The organism is Pedobacter sp., from assembly GCF_035566355.1.
In the GTDB taxonomy this organism is placed as follows: Bacteria; Bacteroidota; Bacteroidia; order Sphingobacteriales; family Sphingobacteriaceae; genus Pedobacter.
Genome location: NZ_DATMRL010000082.1, coordinates 1 through 13,787, shown reverse-complemented (window position 1 = coordinate 13,787; position 13,787 = coordinate 1). Strand labels below are relative to the sequence as shown.

7 protein-coding genes are annotated in these 13,787 nt (G+C 42.0%); all 7 read left to right on the top strand.

Annotation, left to right across the window (positions count from 1 at the left end):
- The coding region (locus VNZ46_RS03120) for a rhodanese-related sulfurtransferase (protein ID WP_325558617.1) at positions 1-680 on the top strand (680 nt) is incomplete at its 5' end.
- The gene (locus tag VNZ46_RS03115) at positions 677-3,565 is read left to right on the top strand and encodes a ligand-binding sensor domain-containing protein (RefSeq protein ID WP_325558616.1); all 2,889 of its coding nucleotides are present in this window, start codon (positions 677-679) and stop codon (positions 3,563-3,565) included. The genes VNZ46_RS03120 and VNZ46_RS03115, both read left to right, overlap by 4 nt.
- A gap of 240 nt (positions 3,566-3,805) precedes the next feature.
- Positions 3,806-6,868, top strand: a complete 3,063-nt coding sequence (locus tag VNZ46_RS03110) for a TonB-dependent receptor (protein ID WP_325558615.1) — start codon at positions 3,806-3,808, stop codon at positions 6,866-6,868.
- Positions 6,869-6,875: 7 nt separating this feature from the next.
- Positions 6,876-8,423: a RagB/SusD family nutrient uptake outer membrane protein gene (locus VNZ46_RS03105; protein WP_325558614.1), complete on the top strand. Its 1,548-nt coding sequence runs from the start codon at positions 6,876-6,878 to the stop codon at positions 8,421-8,423.
- 21 nt (positions 8,424-8,444) lie between these two features.
- Positions 8,445-9,299: a LamG domain-containing protein gene (locus VNZ46_RS03100; protein WP_325558613.1), complete on the top strand. Its 855-nt coding sequence runs from the start codon at positions 8,445-8,447 to the stop codon at positions 9,297-9,299.
- A 59-nt stretch (positions 9,300-9,358) separates the two neighbouring features.
- Entirely contained in the window at positions 9,359-11,011 is a 1,653-nt protein-coding gene (locus VNZ46_RS03095) for a glucoamylase family protein (RefSeq protein ID WP_325558612.1), read from the top strand.
- Between the two features lie 279 nt (positions 11,012-11,290).
- On the top strand, positions 11,291-13,787 hold a 2,497-nt coding region (locus VNZ46_RS03090; RefSeq protein ID WP_325558611.1), incomplete at its 3' end, for a SusC/RagA family TonB-linked outer membrane protein.

Below are 13,787 nucleotides of genomic sequence, written 5' to 3'. Positions count from 1 at the left end.
AAATGCATTGCCGTTATAAATCAGAAATTGTACACTCAGGCCTTCGCGATCCCAATATTATTGATCCGAACAGGCAGACGGGCAAACACCTGGAGCCTGCAGAATTTCAAAAAATGATTGATCAGGAAGATGTAGTGATCCTGGATGTACGTTCCAACTATGAACACAACCTGGGCAGATTTAAAAATGCGGTAACTCTGGATATAGAGAATTTTCGCGATTTCCCCGACAAAATCAATGAGCTGGCCCAGTACAAAGACAAAAAAGTACTGACCTATTGCACCGGAGGAATTAAATGCGAAAAAGCATCCGCTTTACTCCTCCACCACGGCTTTAGTGACGTTTATCAGCTTCACGGAGGAATTATTAAATATGGCAAAGAAGCCGGAGGAGAAGACTTTGAAGGCAAATGTTATGTTTTTGACAACCGCATTGCTGTAGATGTAAATTCAGTGAACCCAACAGTAGTATCAAAATGCTACAACTGCGGAAAGGTAACACCAAAGATGATCAATTGCGCCAATCCAGAATGCAATGAGCACATTACCCAATGTGATGATTGTGGAACAGAATTACTGGGTTGCTGTTCAACGGCCTGTATGACCAATCCACGCAGGCGTCCATATGATGGCACTGGTTATTATGTAAAAGTTCCGCAGCCCGTTAACAAGGTTTCATGATCAGAGGAACCCTGAAATTTCTTTTAATTTTCACCATGACTCTGGTTTTTAAAGCCGGAGCAGAGGATATTAAAAGTGTAGGGGTTCCATATATTCAGAATTATCCAAAGTCGGTTTACTTATCCGGTAACCAGAACTGGTCCGTGACTAAGGACAAATATGGGGTGATGTACTTTGGTAATGCCCAGGGTTTACTCGCTTTTGATGGAAAATACTGGCAACAATACAAAATGCCAAATGGTCAAATTGTACGTTCTGTTGTCGCAGCGCCGGATGGCACCATCTATACCGGTAGTTTTGGAGAGTTTGGCTACTGGAAAACCGTCGATAAGCATCTGAAATACACCTCTCTTATTGGTCTTATCCCTAAAAAGCATAAGATGACCGATGAGATCTGGAAAATCTATATTGATGGTGAAAGGGTCATTTTTCAATCCTTTACCTGTATTTTCATTTACCAGGACAAAAAGATCAGTGTAGTTAAAGCACCATCTAATTTCCTGTTTCTCCACCAGGCGGGAAAAAGGTTCATTATAGAAGCATTGGGCAAGGGGCTCTTCGAGCTAAAAGGTAATCAGCTGACTGCGTTAAAAAATTCTGGTCCGCCGCTTCCTGGGAATGTGCTCTCTATCCTTCCGTATAAGGATAACCAATTGCTGATCGGGACCAATAAATTCGGCTTGTTTTTGTACGATGGCGAGAAGTACAGCACATTCAATAGCCCCGCAAATTCATTTCTGCAAACCTATCAGCTCAACAACGGTACCAGGATACTTGGCAAGTATTACGCTTACGGTACTATCCTTAACGGATTGATCATCATCGATCAGGACGGAAACATTATTCAGCAGATCAATAAATCAACAGGTCTTCAGAACAATACTGTGTTAAGTATCTATGCCGACGATGAACAAAATTTATGGACCGGACTGGATAATGGTATTGACCGGGTGGAACTCAATTCTCCGCTTTATTTCTATTTTGACAAAACAGGGTTATTCGGAACTGTGTACTCTAGCCTGATCTATAAAAACATGATCTATCTGGGTACCAACCAGGGCCTGTTTTACAGCCCATGGACCAATAGTAAAGGTCGTTCTTTTAATTCCTTTAATTTTAAACTCATCCCCAAATCGCAGGGACAGGTATGGGACCTTAGTCTTATTGACGGACAATTACTTTGCGGACATAACGACGGCACTTTTAATGTAACCGGAAATACAATAGAAAAGATCAGCAGTATCAGCGGGGGCTGGACCATAAAAAAACTCAATGAAGACTATCTGATTCAAGGGGCATATAACGGCTTGGTGCTATTTAAAAAAGATGCTGCCGGTCTATGGAAGTATTTCTGGAAGATCGAAAATTTCGGTGAACCCTCCCGCTATATTGAAAGGGATTCAAAAGGGGATATTTGGGTAAGCCATGCCTATAAGGGACTATACAAGCTTACACTAAGTGCTGATTTTAAGAAAGTGACTTCAGTAAAGTATTATGATGAAAGTCATGGATTACCCAGCAGCTACAATATTAATCTCTTTATGCTGGAGAGTAAATTGTTGTATTCTTCTGATGAGGGATTCCTGACCTACGATGAAATCAGTAACCGTTTTAGTAAATATACTGCGTTAAATAAAGCCCTGGGTTCTTTTGCCAGCTCGAATAAAATCATCAGTGCCGGGAGTAAAAAATATTGGTTCATCAATCATGGCAAAATGGCATTGGCTAATTTTGGACAGCCCGGTAAAATAGACATCGATTCTAATCGATTTAGTATACTTGACGGCCGGATGGTCCAATATTATGAGAACATCAGCAAAATAAGTGACCATATTTACCTGATCAGTGTAGATGATGGTTTTGTAATCTATGATGAACTCGATACTCAAAAAAACAAAAAAAGTCCCCTGCCTTCTGTGCTGATCCGGAAAATTGAAGACATTACCGATACTTATTTTACCATTAGTGAGATGGGCAATACGGAATCTGCAATAGAGATTCCGTTTAGCCGGAACAACATCAGAATATCCTATGCCCTTCCTTATTACCGACAGGCAAAGATTAAATTCCAGTATTATCTGGAGGGCTATTCAAAACAATGGTCAGACTGGAGCATGGCTTCTCAAAAGGACTTCACTAACCTTGGAAGTGGTACTTATAAGTTCCTCGTACGTGCTAAGATCAACGATCAGACCATAAGTGAAACCACAGCTTTTGAGTTCAGAATATTACCTCCATTCTATGCCAGTAACTGGGCCATTGTATGTTATATTATACTGGTTGCAGTGGTATTGTTCTTAGGAAAGAAACTCTATGAAAAAAAGTTACTCAAAGATCAACATGCCATTACAGCTAAATTACAGGCAGAAAAGGAAATCTTCCTAAAAAAAGAAGCAGAGGCCAACGAAAAGCAGATCATCAAACTGCAAACTGAAAAGCTTCATGCAGAACTGGCTGGGAAGAACAGAGAACTGGCCAATTCAGCTATGAGCTTAGTCTATAAAAACGAGCTGCTCCAAAAGATTAGCGGTGAAATTTTGAAGTTAAAAGATGAAAATGGCAAGAAACTTTCTGAAGACCAGTTACGCAAAATACAGAAGGTAATCGATGACGGAATGAATGACGAGCGGGACTGGAATTTATTTGAGAGCAGTTTCAATGAAGCACATGAAAGTTTCTTTAAAAAACTCAAATCAAATCACCCGGATTTGGTACCTAACGACCTGAAACTATGCGCTTATCTTCATATGAATATGAGCAGTAAAGAAATGGCCTCGTTATTGAACATCTCCCTCCGGGGTGTAGAAATCAGACGCTACAGGCTGCGTAAAAAACTGGATATCCCTCACGATAAGAACCTTGTAGAGTTCTTAATGGAGTTATAGCACTACATCATTACCTCTCCTATAGCCATTCGGCCATACATCATTTGTTTTTTCCCAACTGGTATATTCTGCTCTTTATTGTTTACCTGAGATATAAAAAAACATCGCTTCTATACCATGCACCAATTCGGTATAAAGTATTGATTATTACACATTTACAAACTGTGTAATAATGTGAAGGTGTTATATTTGGTTTACCGGAATTAGAGCCGCAAATTTAGTTAACTAAATTTAAACCGTATGAAAAGATTCTTTACAAAACTTTCTGTTTTAACTTTTCTATGTTTTCTTTTGCTCAATACGAACACCGCAGCTGCACAGGACATTACCGTAAGGGGAACTGTAAGTGACGGGGCAGATAAAACCACACTGCCCGGTGTTAGTGTTAAAGTAAAAGGAACCCAGACAGGAACCTTAACAGATGCAACAGGGAAATACACGATAAGTGCCCCTGCAAATGCCACACTGATATTTTCGTATGTTGGTTACAATCCAACTGAGGTACAGGTGAACAATAGAACAACGTTAAATGTAATATTAGCCTCGAGCTCCCAGGAACTTGAACAAGTGGTCGTGGTGGGTTATGGCACACAGAAAAAGAAAGATCTGACTGGTTCTGTCTCCCAGGTAAAAGGAGAAGAGCTTACCAGACAACCTGTACAAACACCAACACAGGCACTCCAGGGTAAAGTAGCAGGGGTACAGGTGATTGCTTCCGGCGAGCCTAACACCTCACCTAGTGTTAGATTGAGGGGTACGGGAACATTACTGGGTGGCGCAGATCCGCTTTATGTAGTAGATGGGGTATTTACTAACGATATCAGAAACCTTAGCAACTCAGACATCGTTACCATCGATGTACTAAAAGATGCATCGGCTGCAGCCATCTACGGTATGCGTGCTGCTAATGGGGTAATGATCATCACCACAAAAAAGGGGAAATCAGGAGAAAATATATTTACTTACGATGCAAATATCGGATTCAGAGAGGCTGCTCATTTGGTCCCCATGGCTGGTGCCAATCAATACGCAGGCTATCTGAACGAAGCCAACAAATACTATGGGAGTGGTACAGACCTCATTCCAGCCAGTGCACTTAATGGCACAAACTCCGACTGGTATGATGCAATTCTTCGCAAAGGTCTTATACAAAGCCATAACCTTTCTTTATCTGGCGGCAGCGAAAAGGTCAATTATTACCTGAGTGCAGGTCTGTTGTCTGATGAAGGTATTCAAATCGGCAATAAATACGACCGGTTTACCTTTCGGGTGAATAACGAGTATATGGTTACCAAAAAGCTGAAGTTTAGCAATATGATATCCTATACCAACGGCAAAGCAAAAGGTGCCCAGGCAGACGCTTTTGGCAATGCTTATAGGGCTGCACCTGTTGTACCCGTAAAAGTTGGCGACTTATACGGAAACACTTCAGCTTTCGGAAACGTATCTAATCCATTGGTAACTATCGATAAAGCCGACAATACAGCAAGGGAAAACCGGATACAAGGCAATTTTGCCTTAGAATACAAGCCAATAGAAGGCCTGACTTTAAGATCAGCCATGGGTATAGACCTGGATTTCTTAAAGTCGACAGACTATGGCTATAAATTTTTGCCAGATTTGTCTACGTTCAACGTCATAGGCGGCAACCAGGTCCGTCCAAACAGTTTGCTAACCCTTACCAAAAACGATAAAAACAGCTGGATCTGGGACAATACGGCCACATACACCAAAACCATAGAGAAACATACCTTCACTATTTTAGGTGGTGTTACAGCAGAGGCATACAGTTCCAACAACATGGTCGGATCGGCTAAGGATATCCCCGTTAATAAAGACCAGTGGTATCTGGACGCCGGAACCGGCGGTACTCAATCTGTCAGCAACACAGGTGATAAATACCACAGGAACTCTTATCTGGCCCGCTTAAATTATGGTTACGACAACCGCTACCTGCTAACAGCTAGTTACAGGGCAGACGGCACTTCAAAATTTGGTTCCAACAGCCGCTGGGATAACTTTCCTTCTTTAGGTCTTGCCTGGAATATTTCCAACGAATCGTTCCTGGCCAACCAAAAAGTACTAAGCAACCTCAAATTAAGAGGTAGTTACGGACGTTTAGGTAATGATAACATTCCTTCTTCTCTCTACATTTCAACAGCAGCCATCAATAAACCCTATTATTTTGGATACCCGCCCCCTCAGGCTGTGGCGCTTGGCATCAGGTTAGAAGACATTATAGATGACCAGATCAAATGGGAAGTGACCACGGAATATGATGCCGGACTGGACTTTGGCTTTTTAAACAACAGATTAACCGGAACCATTGATTATTATAACAAAAAAACCAATAACGCCTTGATTTTTGTCAACCTCCCTGCAATCTTAGGTGATCCGGATGGAAGAGCGCTCACCAATGCATCGACCATTTCCAACAAGGGTCTGGAATTGTCGTTGAGCTGGGCAGATCAAATTGGCAACGACTGGAAGTACAGCATCAGCGGCAACTTCGCCCACAACAAAAATGCTATCGAAAAATTAAATGGCGGTCAGCCCCTGCTGGGTGACGCAGTAGGTGGCATCCGACCCACCAAATCAGATAATGGTCAACCTATAGGAGGCTACTATTTATTACAAAATATTGGAGTTTTCCAAAATCAGGCACAAATCAACGCTTCTGCACAAAAAGATGCCAGGGCCGGAGATCTGATCTATCAGGACATCAGCGGTCCAAATGGTGTGCCCGATGGGAAGATAGATGATAATGACCGCGCATTTTCTGGTTCTTACCAGCCAAAAAACACGTACGGCCTAAATGGTAGCCTGAGTTACAAAAATTTCGATATTAATTTCGGTTTCTTCGGAACCCAGGGCAGTAAAATTTACAATGCTAAAAAAGCGGTGAGAGGAATAAATCAGGCCACTGACAATATTGAAGCTTTTATCGCCAAAAACCGATGGACACCAAATAATCCAAGCACTACGGAACCCAGGGCAACAAAAGATGCGTTACCCGCCTCTACTTATTTTGTGGAAAACGGCGATTTTTTACGTTTAAACAATTTAACACTTGGTTATACCCTTCCTAAAAGACTGTTGACCAAGGTTCATATCAGCAATGTGCGTGTATTTCTAACCGCCCAAAATTTATTCACCATTACTTCATATACAGGCTTTACCCCAGAACTCCAGGCATCCATACCAGGAGCACTGCCAGAGAGTGCAAATCTTAATCAGGGGGTAGATTTAAACACCTACCCATCCACCAGAACTTTTGCTTTTGGTATTAATGTTGGATTTTAATTAAAGAATGATGAAAAAGATATTTTATATACTCGCCCTAACATTAGTTGCTTCGGCGTTGCTAATTGCCTCCTGTAAGCGCAGTTTTCTGGATGTCCCTGTTCAGGGAAAAACTACCGAAGAGCAAGCGCTTATTGATCCTGAGGCCGCAAATAAATTAGTTGTGGGTGCCTACAACAATCTTTATCTACCAGGAACGGTCGGATTTAAACTTGTTGTACTGGCAGATGTCACCTCAGACGATTCTGATAAAGGTTCTGTAGCCAGTGATCCTGGATTTGATGGGATCTTCCTTGATAATTTCAACTACAATTCAAACACGTCCATTTTCAACGATGTTTGGGTGGACAACTACAAAGGAATTACTTCTGCAAATAAAGCCCTCAGTGTATTGGAAAAAAGTACCATCGATGTGGCCATAAGAGATCGTTTAAGCGGGGAAGCCAGGTTCATCCGGGCCTTGTTATATTTTAATATGGTCCGCGAATTTGGTGGCGTAGTTAAGTTAACCACAACACCCACCCTGGCCGAAGCCAACAATCCTGAATTTCAGACCAGAGCCACTAAAGAGGAGATCTATAAAGTAATTACAGATGATCTTCTTTTCGGAATCGACCACTTGCCTGCTAAAAAAGACCCGGGTGCAATTGTAGGAAGGGCTACCAAAGGTGCTGCCCAGGCTTTACTTTCTAAAGTGTATTTATATCAGAAGAACTGGCAGGGCGCTTACGACATGTCTAAAGCCGTAATGACTTCTAACAACTACAGCCTTGCCCCAGTCTATGCTGATATTTTCAGAGAAAAAGGAGCCAATAACGACGAGTCTATATTTGAAGTACAGACAGGTCCTTATGCCAATCAAACATCAGGGGGACTTGCATGTGATGCAGTGAGCAAGAATTACAGTAATTTCCAAGGCCCCAGGGGCAGCTTCACTTCACAAACTATTGGTGGTCAAACGTATAGCGCAGGAGACCTTGGTTTTGGTCTAAATACACCGACCGCAGATCTTGCAGCAGCCTATGAACCCGGTGATGTTAGAAAAGCGGGGACCATTATCTTTACCAGTGATGTCAGCACAACGACCTTATGGGATGGCTTTGTAATTCCAAAACGTCCGGATGTCGTGGGCGAAAGATACAATTACAAAGGGTATCATAGCCCCTTTCTCGAAACTCAAAGCTGCGGTGGGATCAACGATAAAGACAACAAGCCTAAAAATATCCGTATCATCAGGTTTGCAGAAGTGCTGCTGATCAATGCCGAAGCCGCTGCTCATCTTGGACAGGATGCTAAGACTCCATTAGAACGAGTGCGTACACGAGCCGGTCTTACCACAACTTCGGCTACTATAGCTGATATCTGGAAAGAAAGAAGACTCGAACTTGCTATGGAGGCAGACCGATTCTTTGATCTGGTGCGTACCGGACAGGCAGCATCCGTAATGAATGCACTTGGCAAGCCTTTCGTTACCGGCAAACATGAAGTATTTCCTATCCCGCAGCAGCAACGTGATTTCAGCGGCGGCAGATTAACTCAAAACCCAAATTATTAATAACCTCTAAATCATAAGAAGATGAAAATTGAAAATTTAAAAATAGGTTTTGCAGGTTTGATCATTGGAAGTACCGTATTATTTGCATGTACAAAAGCTAAGAACGATGACATCTTTCCCAAAGGCGATGTTCCTCCTGTAGCTGGAGGTTATACCGCTGCAGGACAGGTGGCATCAGCTAATCTGATTGCCTATTGGGGATTTAACGATGGCAGTGTTAAGGATTCCGTAAGCGGAACAACCGGCACCAATGCCGGCATGACCTTTACCGATGGGATAAGAGGAAAAGCCTTAACAGGAAATCCGGATGCGACCAAGAGAGCATATGCCACTGCGCCTGCAAATGCAGCCATTAAGGCAATGACGCAGTATACGGTAAGCTTTTGGGTAAATACTTCTCAAAATACCGGAGCAACGGGAATCTTTGGACTAGGCGACACGCAAGGCTTCTGGGGAAATATCAATGTGTTCTTTGAAAATGGCGGAACAACAACCCTTGCACGTTTTAAAACAATATATGAGGATAATGGCGCAACTTTCGACAATAATATACAAGAGGTGCCTAATGGTTTCAACAACTGGGTACAATATGTAATTACCTACGATGGAGCGGGGACATTTAAGTCGTATGTAAACGGAACTTTAGCCAGGAGTACCACCGTCGCTGGTATGGGACCAATCCGCTTCACCAATATTGGTCCTGTTGTTTTTGGAACGCTTCATTTTATGACCGTACCAAGCAGCACCTCTGGAACAACTGCACAGGATTTGGCTGGATATCTTCCAGGCAAGATTGATGAGGTGAGGGTTTATAACAAAGCACTCTCGGTGATCGAAATCTCTGCATTAACCATACTTGAAGGCCCGGGTCGTTAGCCCACCCTATTTCACTTTGAAAACTGCCGGGATTTCCCCGGCAGTTCTAACTTCAACAAATGAACAAAATAAATCTCTTCCTGCTCCTGTGCCTCCTGACTTACTTCTCCTGTAAAAAGGGAAGCAATGAAGTTCCTCCCCCTGCCCCATCTTCTTTCAAAGAAACAGCCATTACTATAGACGGCAAGACCGGTACTTTTAATAATATTGCTGTGGGCGCAACCATTAAAATCACTTTTTCTGATGCTATTAATCCAACAGGTCTTGCTTCAAATATCCTTTTTAAGGACCTGACTGGCGCAACAAACGTTGCTTTTATTGCAAGCATTGAAAACAGCAGTACCGTTGTTATTCAACCGAGTTCGAATCTACAAGGTATAAAAGCCTATAACATAACCATTGCCACGAGCTTAAAGTCTACCACAAACGGCAATTTGCAAAATGCGGTCAGTATTAACTTTAATACGGGGATTGACAATACAGATAAATTTCCGATCCTCTCTGACGAAGATCTGCTGAATAAAGTCCAGCAGCAGACACTTAAATATTTCTATGATTTTGGCCATCCCAAAAGCGGAATGGCAAGAGAAAGGAATACCTCGGGTGATCTCGTAACCTCCGGTGGTACGGGATTTGGCATTATGGCCCTGGTAACCGGCATAAGCAGAAATTTCATCAGCAGGGCTGAAGGGCTGGCAAGGATTCAAAAGATTGTGGCTTTTTTAAAGACTGCAAACCGCTTTCATGGAGCCTATCCACACTGGATGGATGGAAACACAGGGGCTGTAATCCCATTTAGTCAGAAAGATGATGGCGGAGATTTAGTCGAAACTTCCTTCCTGATGCAGGGACTACTCACCGCACGGCAGTATTTTAATCAGGGAATACCTGAAGAATTGGCTTTACGCACAGATATCAATAACATTTACAATGGAGTAGAATGGGATTGGTATAGAAAAGACAATGGAAACGTACTCTATTGGCATTGGAGTCCAAATTACAATTGGGATATGAACATGCCTGTACGCGGCTGGAACGAGGCCCTGATTACCTATGTTCTGGCAGCCGCCTCTCCAACACATTCCATTCCCAGATCCGTTTATGACAATGGCTGGGCCCAAAACGGGGGCATGAAAAACGGTAACAGCTATTATAATGTACAATTACCTCTTGGCCCCCCTGCGGGCGGTCCGCTATTCTTTTCTCATTATTCTTTCCTCGGTATCAATCCATTGGGATTAACAGATATTTACGCAAATTATGAAGTCCAGAATAAAGCACAAGCACAGATCAACTACAATTATTGTAAAACCAATCCACTTAATTATTACGGCTATGGCGAAAACTGCTGGGGCTTAACTGCCAGTGATATCCCTAACGGATATACTGCCAGTTCGCCTACTAATGATAAAGGAGTAATTGCACCAACTGCGGCACTCGCTTCTTTTCCATACACACCTGTAGAATCTATGCGGGCCCTCAAGTTTTTTTATTACAAACTCGGTGATAAGATCTTTAGAGAATATGGTTTTGTTGATGCCTTTTCTTTACAAGAACAATGGTTCGCTTCTTCTACCCTGGCCATTGACCAGGGACCGATAATTGTAATGATTGAAAACTACAGGACAAAGCTGCTTTGGAATTTGTTTATGAGTGCCCCCGAAGTAAAAACAGGAATGAAAAATCTGGGCTTTACGAGCCCGGTTTTATGAGGAAACGGTCATTACTACGACCGTTTCCACTACTACATTACCTCTCATGACTAGAAAACCAATATTGTAGCTTACTTTTTTTTTCCGGCCGGTGATGTAGTCAAATATTTGCACATATAGCATTAAAACCATGTTTTTGAACCAAAAACATAGATTGTTTGTACGTATGAGATAGTCTGAAATTGCACTGTGATGTATTAATGTTGAGGTACACAAGCTTGTAATAGCAGATTAACTAATGGAGATTTAACAAACAATTAAACAAAACATAATACGAGCATGAAAAGAATCTTTACAAAATTTTCTGTTTTAACTTTTCTTTGTTTGCTTTTTATCAATGCCGCTTTTGCACAGAATATTACTGTGAAAGGTGTGGTTACTGATGGCTCGGATAAATCAACGATCCCTTCAGTAAGTGTCATGGTAAAAGGTACAACAACCGGAGCACAAACAGACGCTGCCGGCCGCTATACCATTAGCGCACCGGCCAACAGTACGCTGGTGTTTACTTACATCGGCTACGTGACTAAAGAGGTTGCCGTTGCCGGTCAAACCACCATCAACGTTGCCCTGGCTTCTGCTTCACAGCAACTGGACCAGGTTGTTGTTGTAGGTTACGGAACCCAACGTAAAATTGATGTAACAGGAGCTGTTGCAAGCTTAAAAGGAGATGAGATCTCTAAACAAGCTTCCACTAACCCCGTAGCTGCATTACAAGGTAAAATTGCCGGTGTATCCATCACTAATACAGGAACACCCGGTACTACGCCGCAAATTCGGATCAGAGGTCTGGGTACCATTTTTGGTAATCAGGCACCTTTATACGTTGTAGATGGTGTTTGGTACAGTGATATTAACTTTTTAAACCCTGGTGACATCGAGAACATGAGTGTTTTAAAAGATGCTTCTGCACAATCGATCTATGGTATCCGCGCTGCAAATGGTGTTGTTTTGATTACCACTAAAAAAGGTAAGCTCGGCGCCCCAACTACAGTAAACTATGATGCCTATGCAGGTTTTCAAAAAGTAACCAACCAGGTAAAAATGGCTAATGCAACCGAATATGCTACATTTACCAATGAATTGGCTAGTTTAAATGGCGGAGATCCTGTATTTGCAAACACGTCAAATTTGGGTGCAGGAACCAACTGGTACAATCAGATCCTTCGTGATGCTTTTGTAACCAATCACAATGTATCAGTTAGTGGCGGTTCTGAGAAATCAACTTATAACATTTCATTGGGCTATTTGGATCAGGATGGTATTGTAAAAACCAATAACTACAAGAGATATACAGCGAGGGTTTCAAATGATATCCAGATTTTCAAAAATCTAAAAGTTGGTTATAATATTACCGGTGTTTCAGGTAAGTCGAATGATGTTCCTTTAACCATCTATCACCAGTTGTACTCAGCGGCGCCAACAGTCTCTGTATTTAATGCAGATGGAAGTTATGGCGATCCAAATGACCAGCACTTGGGTGATGGAGCCAATTTCAATCCCCAGGCAACGATTGACTTCTTCAATCAGCAAACCAAACAATATAGTGTAACTGGTAATATGTTTGCTGAATTAAAGTTTGCTAAACACTTTACTTTTAAAACTAGTTTTGGTGGTGAATTTGGTCAAATGGAGGTTAGAAAATACAGTCCTAAATATTATGCGACCTATGCACAGAAAAGTGATGGAAGCGTCCTTGATCTAAAACGTGTAGAAACTAGGAACTGGATCGTAGAAAACACATTGACCTATCAGAACACGTTCAATGAAGACCATAACCTGACCGTATTATTAGGACAATCTGCTCAAAGCAATAAGGCCTACACCTTAAACGGCTCTGCTCAAAATGTTCCATTTAACAGTGAAGCAGATTTATATCTGACATTAGGTGATCCGACAGGACGAAATGTTAATGATAGTGGCTCACTCATTAAATTTGCATCTTATTTTGCAAGAGCCAATTATTCTTTCAAAAACAAATACATGCTGAATGCTTCTATACGTGCTGATGGTGCCTCACAGTTTTTCGGAAGTCAAACCTGGGGTTATTTTCCTTCAGTAGGTGCAGGATGGGTGATTACCAACGAAGATTTCATGAAAGACCAGACCCTATTCAGCTCCCTGAAATTAAGAGGAAGCTGGGGTAAAATTGGTAATGCAAGCGTTCCGATCAATCCAACACAACGCCTTGTTTCACAAACTGGTGACCTTGCGGCTAACCTTGGCGGAATTATCGTCCCTGGTGCAAGTGTAAACACATTTGTTCCTCCGGCTATTGTTTGGGAAAAAGGAATTGGTACAGATATAGGTTTAGAGGCTGCATTCCTAAGAAACAGACTAACAGTTGAAGCTGATTTTTATAACAGAAAAACTTCGGCAGCAATATTTGGTATTCCATTACCTGGTGACTTAGGTGGCAAGGACAACCAAATTATTGGCAATCAGGCAGACATACAAAACAGAGGTGTAGAGTTATCTGCAGCATGGAGTGATGTAACAGGCGGCGGACTTACCTATTCGATAGGTGGTAACATTGGTTATAACGCAAATAAGGTACTATCTGTACTTTCTGGTTTGACTCCGATATACAGCGGAAGCACAGGTATAACAAATGGTTCATTAGCAACCAGGACAATTGCGGGCGACCCGATTGGAATGTTCTATGGTTATAAAACCGCTGGCATTTTTCAAAATGCCGCAGATGTAGCAAATTCCCCAACACAAGCTAGTGCAGCTCCAGGTGGTTTCAAATACCAGGATCTAAATGGTGATGGCA

Bases quoted from the DNA above. Each gene is read 5' to 3' on its own strand.
- VNZ46_RS03115 (WP_325558616.1), top strand. From the start codon at position 677: ATGATCAGAGGAACCCTGAAATTTCTTTTAATTTTCACCATGACTCTG.
- VNZ46_RS03110 (WP_325558615.1), top strand. From the start codon at position 3,806: ATGAAAAGATTCTTTACAAAACTTTCTGTTTTAACTTTTCTATGTTTT.
- VNZ46_RS03105 (WP_325558614.1), top strand. From the start codon at position 6,876: ATGATGAAAAAGATATTTTATATACTCGCCCTAACATTAGTTGCTTCG.
- VNZ46_RS03100 (WP_325558613.1), top strand. From the start codon at position 8,445: ATGAAAATTGAAAATTTAAAAATAGGTTTTGCAGGTTTGATCATTGGA.
- VNZ46_RS03095 (WP_325558612.1), top strand. From the start codon at position 9,359: ATGAACAAAATAAATCTCTTCCTGCTCCTGTGCCTCCTGACTTACTTC.